34 protein-coding genes and 1 tRNA gene are annotated in these 17491 nt (G+C 72.2%); 33 read left to right on the top strand and 2 right to left on the bottom strand.

Annotation, left to right across the window (positions count from 1 at the left end):
* Positions 1–2: 2 nt before the first annotated feature.
* The 3 genes from OOJ91_RS14020 to OOJ91_RS14010 all read left to right on the top strand — a co-directional run bounded on the left by OOJ91_RS14020 (position 3) and on the right by OOJ91_RS14010 (position 2828).
* Positions 3–950, top strand: coding sequence for a hypothetical protein (locus OOJ91_RS14020; RefSeq protein ID WP_266245030.1), 948 nt, complete (start codon positions 3–5; stop codon positions 948–950).
* The gene (locus OOJ91_RS14015) at positions 947–2635 is read left to right on the top strand and encodes an insulinase family protein (protein WP_266245029.1); all 1689 of its coding nucleotides are present in this window, start codon (positions 947–949) and stop codon (positions 2633–2635) included. Before OOJ91_RS14020 ends, OOJ91_RS14015 begins: the two co-directional genes overlap by 4 nt.
* 116 nt (positions 2636–2751) lie before the next feature.
* A tRNA-Ile gene (locus tag OOJ91_RS14010) sits at positions 2752–2828 on the top strand.
* An 82-nt stretch (positions 2829–2910) separates the two neighbouring features.
* Here the strand turns inward: OOJ91_RS14010 and OOJ91_RS14005 are convergent.
* Complete coding sequence (locus OOJ91_RS14005; protein ID WP_266245028.1) at positions 2911–4158, bottom strand: tyrosine-type recombinase/integrase; 1248 nt, start codon at positions 4156–4158, stop codon at positions 2911–2913.
* The gene (locus tag OOJ91_RS14000; RefSeq protein ID WP_266245027.1) at positions 4158–4700 is read right to left on the bottom strand and encodes a helix-turn-helix domain-containing protein; all 543 of its coding nucleotides are present in this window, start codon (positions 4698–4700) and stop codon (positions 4158–4160) included. The genes OOJ91_RS14005 and OOJ91_RS14000 overlap by 1 nt, the downstream gene beginning before the upstream one ends.
* A gap of 90 nt (positions 4701–4790) precedes the next feature.
* Here OOJ91_RS14000 and OOJ91_RS13995 point away from each other — a divergent pair, with 90 nt between their 5' ends.
* The 30 genes from OOJ91_RS13995 (at position 4791) to OOJ91_RS13850 (ending at position 17491) form a co-directional block, all read left to right on the top strand.
* Entirely contained in the window at positions 4791–5039 is a 249-nt protein-coding gene (locus tag OOJ91_RS13995) for a helix-turn-helix domain-containing protein (protein ID WP_266245026.1), read from the top strand.
* Entirely contained in the window at positions 5036–5323 is a 288-nt protein-coding gene (locus OOJ91_RS13990) for a hypothetical protein (RefSeq protein WP_266245025.1), read from the top strand. Before OOJ91_RS13995 ends, OOJ91_RS13990 begins: the two co-directional genes overlap by 4 nt.
* 202 nt (positions 5324–5525) lie before the next feature.
* Positions 5526–6458, top strand: a complete 933-nt coding sequence (locus OOJ91_RS13985) for a hypothetical protein (protein WP_266245024.1) — start codon at positions 5526–5528, stop codon at positions 6456–6458.
* A gap of 6 nt (positions 6459–6464) precedes the next feature.
* Positions 6465–7085 carry a hypothetical protein gene (locus tag OOJ91_RS13980; RefSeq protein ID WP_266245023.1) on the top strand — a complete coding sequence of 207 codons (621 nt, stop codon included), beginning with the start codon at positions 6465–6467 and terminating at the stop codon, positions 7083–7085.
* Positions 7082–7603, top strand: coding sequence for a hypothetical protein (locus tag OOJ91_RS13975; RefSeq protein ID WP_266245022.1), 522 nt, complete (start codon positions 7082–7084; stop codon positions 7601–7603). Before OOJ91_RS13980 ends, OOJ91_RS13975 begins: the two co-directional genes overlap by 4 nt.
* Positions 7600–7803 carry a hypothetical protein gene (locus tag OOJ91_RS13970; RefSeq protein ID WP_266245021.1) on the top strand — a complete coding sequence of 68 codons (204 nt, stop codon included), beginning with the start codon at positions 7600–7602 and terminating at the stop codon, positions 7801–7803. Before OOJ91_RS13975 ends, OOJ91_RS13970 begins: the two co-directional genes overlap by 4 nt.
* Entirely contained in the window at positions 7803–8024 is a 222-nt protein-coding gene (locus OOJ91_RS13965) for a hypothetical protein (RefSeq protein ID WP_266245020.1), read from the top strand. Before OOJ91_RS13970 ends, OOJ91_RS13965 begins: the two co-directional genes overlap by 1 nt.
* Entirely contained in the window at positions 8021–8377 is a 357-nt protein-coding gene (locus OOJ91_RS13960; RefSeq protein WP_266245018.1) for a hypothetical protein, read from the top strand. Before OOJ91_RS13965 ends, OOJ91_RS13960 begins: the two co-directional genes overlap by 4 nt.
* 8 nt (positions 8378–8385) lie before the next feature.
* Entirely contained in the window at positions 8386–8841 is a 456-nt protein-coding gene (locus tag OOJ91_RS13955) for a hypothetical protein (protein WP_266245017.1), read from the top strand.
* On the top strand, positions 8841–9110 hold the full coding sequence (locus OOJ91_RS13950; RefSeq protein ID WP_266245016.1) for a hypothetical protein: 270 nt from the start codon (positions 8841–8843) through the stop codon (positions 9108–9110). Before OOJ91_RS13955 ends, OOJ91_RS13950 begins: the two co-directional genes overlap by 1 nt.
* On the top strand, positions 9110–9616 hold the full coding sequence (locus tag OOJ91_RS13945; RefSeq protein WP_266245015.1) for a hypothetical protein: 507 nt from the start codon (positions 9110–9112) through the stop codon (positions 9614–9616). Before OOJ91_RS13950 ends, OOJ91_RS13945 begins: the two co-directional genes overlap by 1 nt.
* Position 9617: 1 nt before the next feature.
* Positions 9618–9968 carry a hypothetical protein gene (locus tag OOJ91_RS13940; RefSeq protein ID WP_266245014.1) on the top strand — a complete coding sequence of 117 codons (351 nt, stop codon included), beginning with the start codon at positions 9618–9620 and terminating at the stop codon, positions 9966–9968.
* Entirely contained in the window at positions 9965–10093 is a 129-nt protein-coding gene (locus tag OOJ91_RS13935) for a hypothetical protein (RefSeq protein WP_266245013.1), read from the top strand. Before OOJ91_RS13940 ends, OOJ91_RS13935 begins: the two co-directional genes overlap by 4 nt.
* On the top strand, positions 10090–11106 hold the full coding sequence (locus OOJ91_RS13930; protein WP_266245012.1) for a YqaJ viral recombinase family protein: 1017 nt from the start codon (positions 10090–10092) through the stop codon (positions 11104–11106). Before OOJ91_RS13935 ends, OOJ91_RS13930 begins: the two co-directional genes overlap by 4 nt.
* Entirely contained in the window at positions 11103–11942 is an 840-nt protein-coding gene (locus OOJ91_RS13925; RefSeq protein WP_266245011.1) for an ERF family protein, read from the top strand. Before OOJ91_RS13930 ends, OOJ91_RS13925 begins: the two co-directional genes overlap by 4 nt.
* Complete coding sequence (locus OOJ91_RS13920) at positions 11939–12391, top strand: hypothetical protein (RefSeq protein ID WP_266245010.1); 453 nt, start codon at positions 11939–11941, stop codon at positions 12389–12391. The genes OOJ91_RS13925 and OOJ91_RS13920 overlap by 4 nt, the downstream gene beginning before the upstream one ends.
* Positions 12388–12570: a hypothetical protein gene (locus OOJ91_RS13915; RefSeq protein WP_266245009.1), complete on the top strand. Its 183-nt coding sequence runs from the start codon at positions 12388–12390 to the stop codon at positions 12568–12570. The genes OOJ91_RS13920 and OOJ91_RS13915 overlap by 4 nt, the downstream gene beginning before the upstream one ends.
* Entirely contained in the window at positions 12567–13121 is a 555-nt protein-coding gene (locus OOJ91_RS13910) for a crossover junction endodeoxyribonuclease RuvC (RefSeq protein ID WP_266245008.1), read from the top strand. The genes OOJ91_RS13915 and OOJ91_RS13910 overlap by 4 nt, the downstream gene beginning before the upstream one ends.
* Positions 13118–13423, top strand: a complete 306-nt coding sequence (locus OOJ91_RS13905) for a hypothetical protein (RefSeq protein ID WP_266245007.1) — start codon at positions 13118–13120, stop codon at positions 13421–13423. The genes OOJ91_RS13910 and OOJ91_RS13905 overlap by 4 nt, the downstream gene beginning before the upstream one ends.
* Complete coding sequence (locus tag OOJ91_RS13900; RefSeq protein WP_266245006.1) at positions 13411–14403, top strand: hypothetical protein; 993 nt, start codon at positions 13411–13413, stop codon at positions 14401–14403. The genes OOJ91_RS13905 and OOJ91_RS13900 overlap by 13 nt, the downstream gene beginning before the upstream one ends.
* Positions 14400–14642, top strand: coding sequence for a hypothetical protein (locus OOJ91_RS13895; RefSeq protein WP_266245005.1), 243 nt, complete (start codon positions 14400–14402; stop codon positions 14640–14642). Before OOJ91_RS13900 ends, OOJ91_RS13895 begins: the two co-directional genes overlap by 4 nt.
* The gene (locus OOJ91_RS13890) at positions 14635–14826 is read left to right on the top strand and encodes a hypothetical protein (protein WP_266245004.1); all 192 of its coding nucleotides are present in this window, start codon (positions 14635–14637) and stop codon (positions 14824–14826) included. Before OOJ91_RS13895 ends, OOJ91_RS13890 begins: the two co-directional genes overlap by 8 nt.
* Positions 14826–15299, top strand: a complete 474-nt coding sequence (locus OOJ91_RS13885) for a hypothetical protein (protein ID WP_266245003.1) — start codon at positions 14826–14828, stop codon at positions 15297–15299. The genes OOJ91_RS13890 and OOJ91_RS13885 overlap by 1 nt, the downstream gene beginning before the upstream one ends.
* Positions 15296–15607 (top strand): hypothetical protein, encoded by a 312-nt coding sequence (locus OOJ91_RS13880; protein WP_266245002.1) that lies wholly within the window; start codon positions 15296–15298, stop codon positions 15605–15607. The genes OOJ91_RS13885 and OOJ91_RS13880 overlap by 4 nt, the downstream gene beginning before the upstream one ends.
* Positions 15604–15957, top strand: coding sequence for a hypothetical protein (locus tag OOJ91_RS13875; protein WP_266245001.1), 354 nt, complete (start codon positions 15604–15606; stop codon positions 15955–15957). Before OOJ91_RS13880 ends, OOJ91_RS13875 begins: the two co-directional genes overlap by 4 nt.
* An 11-nt stretch (positions 15958–15968) precedes the next feature.
* Positions 15969–16373 carry a hypothetical protein gene (locus tag OOJ91_RS13870; protein ID WP_266245000.1) on the top strand — a complete coding sequence of 135 codons (405 nt, stop codon included), beginning with the start codon at positions 15969–15971 and terminating at the stop codon, positions 16371–16373.
* Positions 16370–16561 (top strand): hypothetical protein, encoded by a 192-nt coding sequence (locus OOJ91_RS13865; RefSeq protein WP_266244999.1) that lies wholly within the window; start codon positions 16370–16372, stop codon positions 16559–16561. The genes OOJ91_RS13870 and OOJ91_RS13865 overlap by 4 nt, the downstream gene beginning before the upstream one ends.
* Positions 16558–16839 carry a hypothetical protein gene (locus tag OOJ91_RS13860; protein ID WP_266244998.1) on the top strand — a complete coding sequence of 94 codons (282 nt, stop codon included), beginning with the start codon at positions 16558–16560 and terminating at the stop codon, positions 16837–16839. The genes OOJ91_RS13865 and OOJ91_RS13860 overlap by 4 nt, the downstream gene beginning before the upstream one ends.
* A complete protein-coding gene (locus OOJ91_RS13855) occupies positions 16836–17141 on the top strand; it encodes a hypothetical protein (RefSeq protein ID WP_266244997.1) in 306 nt (101 codons plus the stop codon). Before OOJ91_RS13860 ends, OOJ91_RS13855 begins: the two co-directional genes overlap by 4 nt.
* A complete protein-coding gene (locus OOJ91_RS13850; protein WP_266244996.1) occupies positions 17138–17491 on the top strand; it encodes a hypothetical protein in 354 nt (117 codons plus the stop codon). The genes OOJ91_RS13855 and OOJ91_RS13850 overlap by 4 nt, the downstream gene beginning before the upstream one ends.

Raw genomic sequence — 17491 nt, 5'->3', positions numbered from 1 at the left:
CCATGCCCGCCCCCCTCCCGGCACCCACCTTCGATGCCGCTGCCGCGTACCCCGAGGTCAACGACCTGCGCAAGGCGCTCGACGCCGCCGACTGGCCCGCCGTCCGGGCCGTGTTCGCCGACCGGGACCCCGCCTTTCACACACTCCTCGTCAGGGAGGCCGGCGACCACGCCGAGTCCGCGGCGTTCCTGCATCGCGTGTACGACGACGACCCGACCGACAGGCTGGCGGGCACCCTGCACGGAACCCACCTCATCTGCGACGGCTGGCGGATCCGCAGCTCCTACCGGGCCCAACACGTCAGCCGGTCGCAGTTCGACCAGTTCCACGAGCACCTGCGTCGCGCCGAGCGGGTGCTCATCGACGTCACCGCCCGGTACCCCGACGACGCGGCCGCCTGGACCCAACGGATCACCCTCGCCCGGGGGCTGCAACTGGGCCAGAACGAGGCCCGCCGCCGCTACGACAGGCTCGCCCGCGAGCACCCCCACCACGCGCCCGCACAGGCGGCCCTGCTCCAGCAGCTGTGCCCCAAGTGGAGCGGCGACTGGGACCGGGCCTTCGCGTTCGCCCGCGAGTGCGCGCAGGCCGCTCCGGCCGGGGCGGCCAACGCCGTGCTGGTCGCCGAGGCGCACCTGGAACGCTGGCTGGACTTCGACACCGAACGGGAGCGCACCGCGTACCTGCGCAGCACGCCCGTCGTGGACGAGGTCATGCAGGCCGGGCAGCGATCCGTGCTGCACCCGGACTTCGTCGACCGGCCGGGCTGGGTGTGGGTCCGCTCGACGTTCGCGCTGATGTTCAGCCTCACCGAACAGTGGTCCGCCGCCGCCGGCCAGTTCACCGCCCTCGGCAACCGGGGCACCGAATACCCCTGGGCCTACGTGGACGACGCCGAGGGCTTCACGAAGTACCGCGCCAAGGCGTACGCGAAGGGTGGCCAGTCATGATCCAGCACCTGGACGTGGACGGGGTGCCCACGCTGCTCGCCCCCACCGGCGGGCCGATGCTCGCCGGGCTGACCTTCCGGGTCGGCACCGCCGACGAGACGCTCAACCGCGCCGGCATCACCCACCTCATCGAGCACCTCGCGCTGGCACCGCTCGGTCTGGCCGACTACCACGTCAACGGCGTGACCGCCCCGGCGTTCACCATGTTCCACACCCAGGGCTCCGAGGCGGACATCGCGGCGTTCCTGACCGCCGTCTGCGAGCACCTGTCCGACCTGCCTGTGCAACGGCTGGAGGTCGAGAAGGACATCCTGCGCACCGAGTGGAGCAGCCGGGGCGCCGGCGCGGTCGACGACATCCCGCTGTGGCGACACGGCGCGCGGGACTTCGGGCTGAGCAGCTACCCGGAGTGGGGCCTGGGCGGGCTCACCGCGGACCACCTGCGCGAGTGGGCGTCCCGCTCGTTCACCCGGGAGAACGCGGTGCTCTGGATCGCCGGCGACCGGGTGCCCGCCGGGCTGCGCCTCGCCCTGCCCAGCGGCGTCCGGCAGCCGGTGCCGGCGGTCTCGTCGGCGCTGCCGCAGACCCCGGCGTACTTCGTCGGCGGCGCCCGCGCGGTGGTCCTCGACTCGGTGGTGCGGCGCAGCGCCGCCGCGGCCGTCTTCTCCGGCGTGCTGGAGCGGGAGCTGTACCGGTCACTGCGCCAGGAGTCGGGACTCTCCTACACCACCACCACGGGGTACGAGCCGCGCGGCGACGGGTACGCCACGCTGCGGGCGCTCGCCGACGCGCTGGCGGAGAAGCAGGACGCCGTGCTCGGCGGCTTCGTCGACGTGCTGGCGAAGCTGCGGGTCGGACGCATCGAGCAGGCCGACCTGGACGCCACAGTCGCCAAGCGGGAGGACGTGCTCGGCACCGCCGAGGTCGACGCCGCGCGACTGCCGGGGTACGCCCTCAACGTGTTGACCGGCGAGCCGAACCTCAGCATCGACGAGCACCGGGCCGAGCTGAAGGGCGTCAGCCTCGCCGACCTGCACGAGGTGGCCGGCGAGGTGACGTCGTCGGCGCTGCTCCTGGTGCCGCGCGGGCTCACCGCCGACTGGGCCGGCTTCGTCGCGGCGCCCACCCACTCCAGCGACACAGTCGAGGGCACCACGTACACGGCGAAGCAGGGCGCCGGCGCCCTCCGGATCGGCGTGGACGGGGTGACCTACCTGGGCAGCGACGGCCCGCTCACCGTCCGGTACGCCGACTGCTCCGCGATGCTCGCCTGGCCCGACGGCGCACGGCAACTGATCGGCTCCGACGCCATCGTCCTGCACGTCGAGCCGACGATGTTCAACCTGCACCCGGCGGCGCTTCCGGTCATCGACGCCCAGGTGCCGGCCGACCGGCACATCGCCATGCCGGCCCGCACACCGGACGCCATCCCGCAGCCCTCGGTCGCCGACCAGCCGGCCCGTACGTCCGCCGACCGCCCGTGGTGGGAGATCGCGGCGATCGTGGTCAGCGGCGTGGCCGTCCTGTTGACGGGTGCGGTGAGCCTGCTGGTCACGTACGTGGTGGTCGCCGCCGGCACCGAGCCGGGCGAGGAGTGGCTCTGGGGCGTCGTCGTCGCGGGCTGGCTGCTCACTGTTATTCTCGCGTTGCCCATCGTGCTGCTGTGGCGACGGCGGCGGGGATGAGGCGGGGCCACACCGGCGCTGGCCCGTGATCCGCCGAGCGGGATAAGATCCGCGCGGTGTCGGGGCGGTAGCTCAGCCGGTTAGAGCAGGGGACTCATAATCCATCGACACAGCAGGGGGCGGTAGCTCAGCGGGTTAGAGCAGTCGACTCATAATCGATCGGTCACGGGTTCGAGTCCCGTCCGCCCCACCAGCGAAAAGGACCCGGGCACCTGATCTCACGGTCAGGCGCCCGGGTCGGACTCTATCTATGGGTTCAAGATCAAGGGTGTATTTCAGGGTGTACTCGGTCGCCGGAGCAACGTCGCGCCCATACGGTCCGTGGCCGCCTTCGCCGAGTCCGAGGCGACGTGTACGTAGCCGCGGGTCACCTGGATCGCCGAGTGCCGCAGCACCTCCTGCACGACCTCGATCGGCACACCCTGCGCGATCATCAGTGAGGCAGCTGTGTGTCGCCCGCCGTGCAACGGCAGGTCCGGAACCCCGGCGGCCTTGCACAGGCTCTTCCACTCTGCCCAGTCGCGCGCCGGGTCGATAGGCGAGCCGTCCACGTCGGCGAAGACGAGATCGTGCGTCGCGTACGCGCCCTCGGCCATCACCTTCTCCAGCTCCTGGACCTCGCGGTGCCGGCGCAGTTCGGCGACGAGCTCGCTCGGGATCGGGATCGTGGCCTTGCCGCTGCCCTTCGGCGCCTTGAGGATCAGCCCGCCGGCGATCGGCTGCTCGCCGGTGCGTAGCCGCTGCTTCCTCTGCGGGCAGTTCCCGGCACGCTTCCGGCCGCACGTCGCTGGCGACCCGCAGCCGTGCTCGAACGGACGGCGGTGCAACTGCCAGAACACGTCCATCGTCCCGGCATCCAGGTCGACGTACGACCAGCGCAACCCGAGCGCCTCGCCCTGTCGCAGTCCGATCGCGAGCCCCACCGACCATCGTGCCGAGTTGCGGATCCGCTCGGCCGCCGTGAGTACGGCCAGCGCTTCGGCTTCGGTGAGCGCCTGCATCTCCCTGCGCTTCGCCTTTGGCGCGTCCTCGATCACCTTGGCCGCGTTGCGTGGCGTCATGCCCCGCCGATACGCCACCTCCAGTGCCCGGGACAGGATCCGGTGGGTCTGCACGATGGTCGCCTGGGCGCGGCCGGCGTCCTGCATGGCCAGGTAGATCCGGTCGATGTGCTCGGGTGTAAGCCGGTCGATGCGCACCTTCCCGGCTACCGGGTAGACGTAGTTGCGCATGTATGTCCGGTAGCCGGTGACGGTTGTGGGGTCGCATCGTCGTGAGGCGACCGTCTCCAGGTACGTCTCCAGCCACTCCTGCAGGCTGACGCCGCGGCCGGCCTTGACGACGGCACCGGCCTTCTTCTGGTCGAGCAGCTCGTCGACGCGTTCTTCGACCTCTTCGATGGTCTTGCGCTTGACGTGCCGCTGGTCGGGCCGGCCGTTCGGCTTGGCGCCGACGACGACCCATGCGTGGTAGAGCGCGTCCTTGCCGAGGGTGATCGGCGGGTACTTCCGGCGGCGGGCCATCAGGTGGGCCTGCCGCGTTCGGCGCGCTCGGCGAGCAGCGACAGCATCTCGCGCAGCACCGCCTTGTCGGGCTCGGGGACGTTCGGGTCGGCGAGGGTGCGCAGGATCCGCCGGATCTCGGGTGGCAGCGGCGCGTCGGGTTCGGGGGAGTCGCGTTCGGGGGAGAGGCCGAGTGCGGCGAGTGCGCCGGCGGGGTTGACGCCGAGGCCGTCGCAGAACCGGCGGATCTTGTCCAGGTCGGGGGCGGTTTTGAAGTCGCCCTTCTGCCAGCGGTGGAAGGTCGCGGGCGGGACGCCGGTGGCCCGCGCGATGGAGGTGTCGGTCATGCCTCGGTCGCGGGCGCCGGTGAGGGCGCGGGCGACGAAGGCTGCGAAGCGGGCCCGGGAGACGTCGGGCGACTGGGCGGAGGATGCGGCTGCCACCAGGTCAAGGTAGGTCGCATTCGTGGGTCTGTTGTCGCGCGGACGGGAGTGCTCCCACCGTTGGGTGCGGCGGTGTTGCTCCTTGAGTCGGTCCGCTGCCCGGACTGCGTAGCGCTGCATGGGTTACATAGTGACGCTGAACGATGGGTGTCGCAAATCATCCGAACGGCTGAGGTGGTCCCATCGGTGAGAGTGCGCTACGGTACTCCCATGCATGAGAGTGCAACGCTAAGCAGTGACGCCGATGGGATCAGGGTCGACCCCGCCATCCTCGCCAGGCTGGCCTACAAGCTGGCCTACACGGTGCCCCAGGCAGCGGAGGCCATCGGGATGGGGGAGCGGACGCTCTGGGCTCTGGTCCGATCGGGTGCCATCCGTTCCTACAAGGTCGGCGCGTCCCGGCGGATCAGCCGCGCGGCACTCCTGGAGTTCATCGAGCAGCAGGAGAACGCAGGATGACGCACCCCGCCCCGCACCCGGGCACGCCGACGCCGCCCGCCGGCCCGAGCCGGATCAACCTGGCAGCCCAGTTCGCCAGCTTCGCCGACGTCGACGGCCGCGCCAAGCGGACGGCCGACGCCAAGGCCGCTGGTTCGCACGGCCACTCGGCCAGCCCGCTGAGCGGTCAGCACCGGGCCGACAACTACCGCCGGCAGACCGGCCGCACCACGTTCACGCCGAAGCAGTGGCGGCGGTTCGTCCACAAGGCGCACAAGGCCGGCGTGAAGGTCGCCGTCGCCTGATCTGAGTTTCCGGCGGGCCGGGATCCCCGCCCGCACCTCGGGCCGCGATCGCTACGACCGGCGGGCCGGGCAAGCCCCGGGCCGGCGTCCGTGACCCAACACCACTCCGGACGCCGCCCCGGCAGCAAGAACGCGGACCACCTCTGGCAAGGCGGTCCGCGCCAACCGACCTCATCCCAACTCCCGAAGGAGCCCAAGGTCGATGAACCAGAACCCTACCAACGAGACCGCCGCCGGCGAACTGCAGCGCCGCGACCACGTGATCCTGACCAACCGGCCGCACGTCTACCGCGTCGAGCAGACCCACCGCTACACCGACCGCGACCGGGACGGCGACGCCGTCGAGAAGGTGCTGCTGATCGTCACGCGGATTGGCGACACCGTGCCGCAGGGCGAGCGTCTCTGGGCGAGCGAGCCGGTGCGGGTGGCGACCGACGAGCAGGTCGCCGAAGCCCGGACCGTCGCGATCTCGGCCGAGATCGCGACCGACCTGCGGAAGCTGGCCGACCTGGTCGAGACCCACAAGCCGCGGTTCAAGTCGTGGAGCGGCCTGACGGTGTCCGGGACGATGATCGACGGCGAGATCTCCCGCGTCGCGGCGGCGCTGGGCATGGAGCTGCGCGACGGGTACGGCGCCAGCAAGTCGAAGCGGCTGGCGTGGTCGCCGACCGAGTCGGACCTGGGCGAGGGGCTCACCGTCTCCTTCGAGGGTGTGCCGGCTCCGGCGCCGGCGGTCGCCGAGCACCTGCTGCTCGCCGCCGGTCACGAGGCGAGCGGCCCGGTTGCCCAGTGCGTCTGTGGTGACAGGTTCGACGGGGAGACGCTGGACGAGGCTCGGGCGCAGTTGGATCGGCACGTCGCTGAGGCGAACGGCGAGTCCATGGCGGTCCCCCCGGCTGCGGCGGTGGACGCGATGGCGGACCGCGCGGTCGAGGTGTCCGCCGAACCGGCCGAGGCCGAGCACCGCGTCTCCAGCGCGTGGAAGGGCGGCCCGGGTGAGTGCGGCGCGCAGTGCGCCTGCGGCCTGACGTACGACGGCTTCGACACGCTCAAGGAGCCCAGTGACCTGATCGATCGGCACGTCGCGACCGAGGCGGGCGCGCCGGCCACCGGCGACCTGCAGTCGGGGCGGTGAGCGGCGATGCGTCCACTCGCACCCTCCGACCGCGAGGCCCTGGCTTTGCGCTGGGCCAAGCTACGTACGGCCTCCCAGAAGGCCGAGGCCGCGTCCGCCGCGTGGAACGTCGTGAACGACGAGCTGATGGCCAAGTGGAAGGCCGAGGGCCTCAACGACCTGGCGATCAGCCAGAACAAGGCGATCAACCTGCGGCTGAATGACGCCTGGGGCACGTACTCCTTCTTCAAGGGTGAGGTCGAGCGGTACTCGGCGGACCTCCAGGCGGAGCTGGCGTACCGGCAGCTGCTCGCGATGGGCGACGAGCCGCCGGCGGCGGCGTGGCCGGCTGCGGCCGACCGCGACGTGCCGCGTCCCGGCCGCCGGCCGCGCCCGTACCAGCCGGCCGCCGACGCCGACGTGGTCCTCGGCGGGCTCGTCGAGCCCGGCCCGGTCACCGACCCGGCGCTCCGGGACACCAACTCCCCGACCGGATCCGCTTCCGACACCCGTCGCGAGGCGCACTCAGCGGATCTCGGTCCGGTCGGGGGCCAGTGGTCGACGCCGCCGGGGGTCGGCGTCGGTCAGGGCGCGGCGGGTGCGGGGGTGCCCGCCGCGCCCATCACCACCGAAGGCGGTGCGCGATGAACACACCCATCTGGCTGCTCGACGTCGACGGCGTCATCAACGCCTCGCGGCCCGGCTGGGGCGCTGCCCCGACCAAGGCCACCGCGTACGCCGCCGGCACCGGCTACACGATGCGCTGGGCCCCTGCGTTGGTCGACCGCATCCGCGACCTGCACAAGGCCGGCACGGTCGAGGTCCGTTGGTGCACCACCTGGTGCGCGTTCGCCGAGGAACTGGAGCGGCTGTGGCGGCTGCCGGTGCTCGGTCGAGCGTTCACCGAGGACATCAACGGTTCGGCGGCGTCGCTGGCGAAGCTGGCCGCCGCGCGGCAGGTGCTCGCCGAGGGCCGGCGGCTGATCTGGACGGACGACGTCGAGGTGCCGCTGTGGGGTGAGGTCCACGACGAGCTGATCGCCGACGGCAGGGCGCTGCTGATCCGGCCGAAGGGCAGCACGGGGTTGCAGCCGGAGCACCTTGACGAGATCGAGGCGTTCGCTCGGACGGCGGAGCTGCCCGGCACCGAGGGCGGTGCGCGATGAGCCGGAAGACGACCGCAGAGGCGCAGAAGCGCGTCGACCGCGTGGTCGAGCTGACCCGCACGATGCTCGCCGACGGCCACCACCCGGACGACCTGGTGGACGTCCTGGTCACCGAGTTCAGCGATCTGCCGTCGGATCGGGTGATGGCGATGGCCGCTGCCGCGATGGTCCGCCTCGCTCAGCAGTCGGGTGGTGCGTGATGGCGCAGCTCGATCGCATCGACGGCGGGTCGCACACCGCCCGCGTGTCCGCCGCCGTCCAGGACCGCATCGCCCGCGAGGAACGGCAGGCCGACGCCCTCGCGTACCTCACCCGTACGGGGCAGCTCGACGTCGTGGCCGAGGCCCTCGGCCTGGTCGAGCCGGAAACCGAGACGCCCGAGCCGAAGCGCCGCCTGGGCCACAAGTTGGTGACCCGATGACCAACCTCTTCAACTCCCTGGCCACCGGCGTGATCCTCGCCTGGGTCTTCTCCGGCCTCGTGCTCAGCATCGCCAAGCTGCTCCAGCGGGGCGCGCCCAGCCTGGCCCGGAATCTGTTCCACGAGCTGCGACCGTTCTACCTGCCCGCTGTGGTGGTCGCGTTCGTCGCCTCCGGGATGCTCGGGGTCGGCTGGGTGCGGTGGCTGAACCTCGCGCTGAACCTGTGGAGCTGGTGGGTCTTCCGCGATCTCGACGATGACGACGACCGGTGGAAGCGGCGCCGTAAGCGCCTCGTCGAGCGGGTGTCCGTCGTTGACGGGCAGCTCCGGGTGGTTCCGGGCGGTGCGCGATGAACGTCGCGATGACGAAGACCGTCCTGTCGAACGCGCAGCTGTTCGTGCTGCTCGCCGCGATCCTCTTCGGCACCACGTCGGTCATCTTCACCGCGCTGTGGTGGGGCCGGAAGCCGGCGCGCAAGCCGGCCCCAGCCACCCCGGCCGACGACCAGGCAGCCACCGCCACCGCGCTACTACGCCCGGACGACCCGGCGCTGCCCGACGACGAAGCCCAGCTGATCGCCTCGACCATCGCCTACGCCGTCGACGCGTACGCATCCGTACTCGCCGCGAAACGCGCCGGCCTCGACCCGGCCGTCGTGCAGCGCCTCACCGACCAGATGTACGCGGACCTGGTCCGCGCGCTGACCCCGACGCAGCTGGCCAGGGCGGCGACGTTCGGCCTGCGTGACCACGCCGGCGACCGGGCCCGGCGGCTGCTCGACACCGACAGCCTCTCCATCTCTGACCTGGAGTCCTGATGAGCCTGAACACCGAAAGCGCGTTCGCTCGGGCGGTCCTGGCCGCCGACAAGCGCCGCCGCCGCAACCGCAGGGACAAGGTCATCACCCACCTGATCACGAGCGTGCTGCTGTCCCTGCTCGGCGGGTGGGCGCTGATGCTCGCCGTCGGCATCGCCCGGGCCGAGTGGCTGCCGGCCCTGCCGACGATCGGCTACTGGCCGGCGGTGCTCCTCTCCGCCCTGCTCCGGAGCGCCCTCACCAATCCCGCCTCCACCAAGGAGTCCTGATGAGCATCGCTGGAGACCTGCTGACCGCCGGCGCGTTCCTCATGCCGATCGGCCTCGCCGTTGGCGGGCTGCACCTGCTCGGCCGCCGCCGCCGGGCCGCCGCGAACGAGTTCGACCTGTGGGCGCCGCACGAGCCGGCCGTCGAGCTGACGCCGGTGGTCGTTGTGCACGACCAGGCCGTGGTGCCGGAGCGCCGTGACTGGCCCATCGCCCACGACCACGTCGAGCAGGCGATCGCCGCGCCGGCTGAGCGGATCTGGCCTGCGGCCGCGCTGACCGAGCCGGTCGGCCTGGCCGCGTGGGAGGTGCAGTGGACGCCGCCGTACGCCGAGCTGGTGCTCGCGCAGGTGGTGCGCCGGCACGGTGTCGACGCGCAGGACATCGCCCGGCGGTGGCTGCGGGAGATCGGCGACGTGCAGCGGGCCAAGGCCGGCATCCGGCCGATCGTGTCGCCGGCCAGCGACCGGGACTTCACCGGCGCGTTCGCCGTCGTGGCGGTGGCCTGAGATGGGCGACCTCAACCTCGACACCATCGAGCAGCAGTCGCTCCGCTACACCGGTGCGGCCGGTGCCGACCAGTCCTGGCTGGCGCGCGAGCTGGCCGGCTGGGTGCCGGGTCTGATCGCCGAGGTGAAGCGGCTCCGCGCCGAGCTGACCAGCCACCAGCCGCAGATCCTGAGCAACGAGCCCGCGCCCGACATCACGGAGGTCCGCGACCAGGACGGCAGCCCATGGCACCGGGACAAGGACGGGCGGTGGTGCGCGTTCGGCGTCGGGACCGGCGCACCCACCTCATGGGACTCGCTGGTCAGGATCTGGGGGCCGATCACCACCGTGCCGAAGGCGGCCGACCAGTGACCGCCGGCGAGCGCCCCTACAACCCCGACGGGTGCGGCATCGGCCGCACCACCGCCCGCCTGATCATCGCCGTGATGGGGCTGCTGCTCGTCGCCCCCGGCATCGCCCTGGCGGTCCTCCTGTGACCGACCAGCACACCACCCCAGCAGCCGCACGGCGGGTCACCCCGACCGCCGTGCGGCTGCTCCCCGCCGACGAGCCCCGCGACACCTGGCTCGCCGCCCGCCGCAACGGCATCGGATCCTCCGACGTCGCCGCGATCCTCGGCGTCGCCGACCACAACACCGCCGTGCACGTGTTCAGGGACAAGCGCGGGGAGCTGGTCGACGACGCCGGCGAGGCCGCGCTCTGGGGGAACCTGCTCGAAGAGCCCGTCGCCCGCGAGTGGGCCCGCCGGCAGCGGTCCGTCATCCAACGCGTCGGCCTGGTCGCCCACGTCGACGCCCCGTGGCAGATGGCCACCCTCGACCGGCAGGTCCTGGAATGCCCGATGGACCGGTCGGTGAAGACCCGGTGCGCGCTTGAGGTGAAGTGCCGCAGCGCGTACAAGGCCAGCCGGTGGCGCTCCGACATGCCCGACGACGTCCTCGCTCAGTGCACCTGGCAGATGCGCGTCACCGGCTACGACCACATCCACGTCGCGGTGCTGCTCGGCGGCAACGAACTGAAGATGACCGTCGCCCACCGCGACGAGGCGATGGAGCGGTACGTGCTGCGCGAGGTCGAGCAGTTCCGCACCGAGCACCTCCTCGCCGGCGTCGAGCCGGCCTGGGACCTGAACAAGGCCGCGGCGCTGATCGAGATGGACGCGCTGATGCACCCCGACCGGGTGGGCGAGATCAGCCTCGACGAGGTCGGCGAGGTCATGGAGTACGCCGAGCTGTCCGCCCGTAAGGGCGCCGCGGACCGGGCGTTGAAGCGGGTCCGGGCGACGCTCGCCCGGCTGGCCGCCGGCGCGCGGACGGTGACGTTCGGCGGGGAGCTGGCCTACACGTTCGACCCGGTCACGAAGCGGACCACCGACCTGGACCGGCTGCGTGAGCAGTGGCCGCAGGCGTACGCGGACTGCGTGACCGAGAAGACCCACCACCAGATCCGGATCAGCCCGGAGTTCCGACGGACAGGAGAGTTCGAGTGAGCCTGCGAGAGCGCGCGGCGGCCGAGGCAGACGGCTGGCCGGCCGCGACCACCACGCCGGCGCCGTCCGGCGAGCAGCGGCCGGCCCAGCCGGTCGACGAGCCCGACGACCTGCCCGAGGTTGTCTACACCGACCCGATCACGGACGTCGACCAGGTGCCCGTGCACGTGGCCTGGGCGCGGGTGATGCGCGACGTGAAGTCGATCGCGAAGAGCGGACGCGCGGACATCAAGACCGACAAGGGCGGCTACAAGTTCAACTACCGCGGCATCGACATGGTCCTCAACGCGGTCGGGCCGGCGCTGCGCCGCCACGGCGTGATGGTCATTCCCGTCAAGGTCGCCGCCTCGTACGGCATGGCCGGCCGGATGCGCGACGTGCAGGTCAACGTGACCTACGAGATCCGCGGCCCGAAGGGCGACATGATCACCGCCCAGTCCGTCGGTGAGGGCTTGGACGCTGGCGAGCGCGGTACGCCGAAGGCGCTGACCACGGCGTACCGGAACCTGCTGATCACCGCGCTGACCATCCCGACCGAGGACCCGAAGATGGACCCGGACCGGGTCAACGTGCAGCGGGAGGAAGCCCGCTTCGACCCGCTGGCGTACCGCGATGAGGCGTTGAGCACCCGCACGTCGGTGTCGCGGCTGTCGCAGATGATCCAGGAGCTGCGGTCGCTGAACCGGGGCGGCGAGCTGGTCGCCAACGAGACGGGCGATGAGGAGAAGCTGGGGAACCTGCTGATCCGGATCCGGCGGGAGCGTACGGCGCCGCCGCCGGCGGCTGGGGACGACTGGCCGACGGCGGCGCAGCCCGGATCGGCGGCCGACCAGTGAGGGGCTACCTGCGCGTCGGTGTCGACGGCACCCTCACCTCGTACAGCGTCGAGCCGGTCAGCGCGCTCATCCGCGAGGCGATCGGCGACTCGGCGGACATGGTCCGGATGCCGAACGGGCTGATGGGTTGGGTCGACGGCGAAGGCCACGTCAAGGGCCTGCAACGCAATGTGGTCGGCAGCATCGTGCTGATGGCGCTCGGCGCCGCGCAGATGCCGTACGCCGGGCCGGTCGTGATCACCGGCTGGGATCCGGTCCGGGAGATCGTCGCCCTGGCCGTCGCCGGCGAGCACGTGGTGCGGGCGGTGCACGCCCGGGTTTGCGCCGCGCTGGCCGGGGCGGTCGACGAGGACGGGTTCGCGGCCGCGGTTCGGGAGACGGCCGCCGAGTTGGTGGCCGCGCCGACGCCGGCGTTGCGGGTCGTGCCGCTGGGCGGTGAGGGCCGGTGAGCCGCGTCGAGCTGTTCGTGCCGGACCCGGCTGACGTCGAGCTGGTCAGCGAGGCGTGGAAGGCCGCGACGTGTCCGCACTTCCGGGACACGGCCGTGTGCCTGCCCTGCCAGTCCACGGCGATCCTGCGGGCGCTGAACGAGCGGTACGAGCTGACGCCTCGGGCGGGTGCCCAGTGACCGAGCTGCGCATGGTCGCGATCGACCTCGCCTTGCGGAACACGGGCATCAGCGCCACCCACGACCACCACGGCACCGCGAAGGTCGTCACCAGCACCACCGTCTGCGAGACGGTCACCGGGCACCCTCGCATCCACCGCGTTCTCACGAGCATCGCCGCTGCGGTGGCCTGCCGGCCGCACCTGGTGGCCATCGAGTCGGTGTACGCCGGCGCCGGGAAGGGCGGCACGGCGCTGCGCCTTGCCGAGCTCCACGGCGTGGTGACTCATTGGCTCTATTCCAAGGACATCCGCTACGTCTACGTCGAGCCGCAGCAGATCAAGATCTATGCGACTGGCAACGGGAACGCCGACAAGACCGCCGTGCAGTCGGCGGTGATCGGCGAGTACGGGCACCTGGTCCACGTCGCCGACGAGCACCAGGCCGACTCTCTGGCGCTGCTGGGCCTGACGGCGCACGCGTACGGCGTGCCGCTGACCACAGTGCTGAACCCGAAGCGGATCCGCGCGGTCGAGGCGATCCGCTGGCCCGTGATCGGGGAGCGGCCGTGAGCGCGCTGCCGCCGCACATCCTCGCCGACGTCGACCAGCACCGGGCACTGCTCGTCGAGCTGGTCGGCGCGGTGCGGGAGCACGTCGACGCGGAGGCGTGCCTGTACCCGGAGGCGTGCCCGGGCTACCAGGTCGCCCTGGTGCTGCGGCACATGGACGGGCTGACGCAGGCGCGGCTGCTGGTGCTGGCGCTGCATGAGCTGCGGGCCCGGGGCTACGACCTGCCGGTGCACCTGACCGAGGTGGCCGTGGTCGCCCTCAACGACAAGCCGAAGAGGAGGTGGTGGTCGTGGCGCCGGTGACGGACCAGGCCGCCGTGGTGGACGCAGGCCCGTGCCGTGGGTGCGGCTGCGAGCAGTGGAACCACCGGATGGGCAGGAAGGGCTGCAAGGACGCGGTCTGCGGCTGCGGGAAGTACGAGCCGCCGAAGGCCGCGCCGGCGGACCCGTTGAAGGCGGCGTACGAGCAGACCGTTGAGGAGCTGGGCCGCGGCTTCGACGTGGAGTCCGGTCTGGCCGCGGTGCTAGCCGAGCCGGAGCCCGTCGACGAGCCGGAGCCCGAGCCGGTGCCGGTGGTGGCTGACCCGGTCGCGCAGGCTGACAGCGTCGAGCAGGTCGCCGCGATCGACGCCCAGCTCGCCGAGCCAGACAGGGCTGAGCCCCCGACGGTCGCCGATCGGCCCATGCCACCCAAGGACTTCCTGGCCGCCCACACGCATGTCAGCGACCGCGCAGCCGCCGGCTACGGATGGCAGCAGGGGTACCTCGCGGCGCAGGCCGCAACTGCCGCCGAGCTGACCGCCGCCAGGCACGAGGCGGCCGAGGCGCTCAACCGCGCCGGCCACCTCCGGGCCAAGCGGGACGAGGAACGGCGCCAGGCCGACCGGCTCGACGGCGAGCTGCGTAACGCGGTGGCCGAGCTGGAGCAGGTCCGCGCCGAGAAGACCCGGCTGGCCGGGCAGCTCGCACCGCGGCTCGCCGACCTCGACCAGGCGCTCGGCGAGCTCGCGAAGCTGCGGAACGTCAACGTCGAGCTGGGCCGCGCCCACGCCGAGATCGACCGGCTGAGCCGTGAGCGCGACGACGCCCGGAAGGCGCTGAAGAACACCGCTGACGCGTACGTGCAGACCAGCATCGCCGCCGCCACGAACGTCCTCTACCGCTACGACGCGAACCAGTGCACGACAGAGGGCTGCGGGAGCCGGTACACGGTGCCCGTCGACCACCCGCACCGGCTGACGCCGGTCACCGTGCTGGTCGTCCGCCGCGAGGTGGCGTCGTGATCACCCTGACCCGCGCCGACCGCGACGACCTCGCCCTGGTCGCCATGGGCCTCGACCGGGCCAGCCTGTCGCTGCGCCTCGGCCCGCGTCGCGCCCAGCGGATCTGGGATCGCTGCGGCACCCAGCAGCGGGCGCTGGAGCTGGTCGACCTGTTCGACGGCCTGGCCGATCGGCCGGTGCTGGAGCACGGGCCGTTCGGTCCGCTGCCCGGCCGAGTCGTAGCGGTGGCCGATGCGTGAGGTGCTGCGCCGGTTGCTGGCCGGCCTCGGTGACGCCGAGGTGGCCCGCCTGAAGGCCGAACGAGACGAGGCCCGGCGTACGCGCGCCGTGGCCATGGCGGCGGCCGTGCGCTGGCACGGCGTCGCCCAGATCCACCAGGCCCGGGCAGACGCCCAGGCTGACCGACACCGCAAGGAGCAGTAGTGGGAACCGTCAACATCAGTTCGGCGTGGTCCAAGGAGAACCGGCCCCGTAACGGCCTGGTGCAGATCGAGGACAAGCTCGTCGACGACGAGCTGCTCGACGCCTCGTACTGGGGCCTCGTTCGGATCGAGCCCAACTTCTACAAGGTCGACGGCGAGGACGGCAGCCGTACGCCGACGGTCCGGATCGCGCACATCGAGGTCGTCACCGACGAGGACGACGTCGAGGCGGTGCGGTCGCTGCTGCAGCGCCGTTTCAAGGACCGCACGGGCATCGACGACGCCCCGCCGGCGGACCTGTTCAGCGTGCTCCCGGGCGACGGTGCGCAGGACGCGGACGGCGAGCGGCAGGTGCCGGAGGCCGACGGCGACGAGATCATGGCCGAGCGCCGCGAGCGCAAGGAGGCCGAGGCGGCGGAGCAGGCCGGCAGGGTGGCGCCGCCGGCGTTCTCGGGCGGCGGTGAGCCGGCATGACGACCATCAGCCCCGAGAACGCCGAAGAGCTGTACGAGTCGGAGGACGGCGAGACCGTCGGCCCGTGGACGCGCGTCACCCAGATCGCCCACGAGGCCCGGCGGTGGATGCAGGGATACTCGCTGATCCTCCGCGACGAGGCCGGAGCGCTGTGGGCCCTGGACTACGACCTCGGTCTCACCGAAGAGCAGCCGCACGAACTGCCCTGGGAGAACGGCGAGGCGGTCGGTCTGACCCGGGTGTACGCGCACGAGGTGGTGCAGGTCGAGTACCGGCCTGTTCCGCCGAAGGGCGGTGAGCGGCCGTGACCGTCCCGGAGGTCAGTCCGTACGACGAGCTGCGGTGCCCCATGCCGCAGTGCGACGAGCTGCTCTTCCTCAGGTGGGAGCTGGTGCTCGGCCTCAGCCACGGCAGCCTCACCGACGCGCCGGCCCTCCCCGCCGATGCGGAGGCCGGCACCTGGTACGTCGAGTGCCTGGCGGGACACCGGCCCCTCGTGCCGGCCCCGATCGTCTGCCCGTGCGGCCGCGACGAGTGCACGGAGGAGTGCAACGACGCGGACGTCGACAGCTCCGACGAGCTGCGGACCTTCAGGGCCGCCGACCTGGCCCGGCTGCGGGACCTGATCGCGCAGCTGACCGAGGACGGTGGGCTTTGACCGCCCCGACGATGACCGTCAGCGAGCTGCAGGCCCGCGTCGACCGAGGCGTGACCTGGCTCGACGAGCACCACGGCGGCTGGTGGCGCGTCGACCTGCTCGACCGGGGCGAGGACGGCGGTCCCATCGACCTCGACGCCCTGTCCATGTCACACAACTGCTACTGCGTGCTCGGGCAGCTGCTCGGCAGCTACTTCCGCGCCGAGATCGCCCTCGACGAGTCCGTCAGGTGCGGCTTCGACACCGCCACGTTCTCCAACGCCGACCTGGGGCGGATGAACCGCGACGACGAGTACCGGGCGGAGTGCGAGACGGGTCGCGACGACGAGTTCACCGCGCTCACCGCGCTGTGGACGCAGGTCATCGAACGGCGGCGGGCCGCGGCCGGCCAGGCGCGGAACCGGAGCCGGCTGTGATCGGCCGCAAGCAGGAACAGCCGGCCGTCGACCCGGCGGCCGTCCGGCTCGCCCAACTCACCGCCCGCCACGACCAGGCCCTCGCCCGCATCGAAGAGGGCCTGCGCACCGCCGGCCGGGACCGGCGGACCGCCGACGTCCTGCTCGACCTGCGGAACCTGCTCCGGCCACCGGAGCGGCCGTCGTGAGCGCCGACTACGACACGGCGTGGCGCGAGCGCTTCGGACGGTCCTCACCGTCCGGGGCGCTCGCCGCCCTCAGGGAAGCCGCAACGATCGCCGGCCCGCCCGTGCTCGCCTCCCCGCCCACGCCCCGCCCGGACGACGAGGTCCTGCGGATGACCACCGAGTACCGCTGGACGGCCCGGCAGGTCGCCGCGGTGCTTGCCCTCGACGAACAGCAGGTCGCCCGGATCCTCGCCCGCCACGGGCGCGGTCCGGCCCGAGAGGAAGGACTGGCGGCGTGACGACCACAACGAAGGCGGCGCCGACCGACACCGGCGCCTGCGGTGAGCGCGCCGGCTACAGCCGCCACCGGGTCGCCGGCGAGCAGCCGTGCCGGCCCTGCATGGACGCGAACAACGCGGCGAACCAGGCCCGCCGGCGGCGGCTGCGCCCGCGGCCGCCGATGCCGGCGGCGGTGCCGTTGACCCCGCGGTCACCGTTCGGCCGGTTGGCGGCGCTGCCGGTCCTGCACCGGTTCCGGGGTGTGTCGCAGTGTCGGGACTGCTTCGGCTGGTGGGACGACCCGAGGCACGTGGTCCTGTGACCGACCTGCTGATCGCCTCCCACGACCAGGCCGTGCACGCCATCCGCGAGCACCTGAACCGGCCCGACGTCGACGAACTGCTGCGCGGCGTCGTCCTGCGCGTCCTCGACGTCCACCCGTCGTACGCGTCGCCGACGGGCCGGCCCGATCCGGACTGCCCGACGTGCGAGGGCCGCGGCTGGTTCGCGACTGAGGAGTCCGACCGGGAGCACTGCCACTGCCGGTGCCCGTGGTGCTCCGGCTGCGAAGAGCCGCTGTGCTTCGGCCCGTGCCCGACGGTCCAGGTGATCGCCGAACGCCTCGACCTGATCGCCACCTCCCCCCGCAGCGACCAAGAGACGGAGCGATAA

It is taken from the genome of Micromonospora lupini (assembly GCF_026342015.1).
Classification (GTDB): domain Bacteria; phylum Actinomycetota; class Actinomycetes; order Mycobacteriales; family Micromonosporaceae; genus Micromonospora; species Micromonospora lupini_B.
This window is presented reverse-complemented; position numbering and strand designations above follow the sequence as displayed.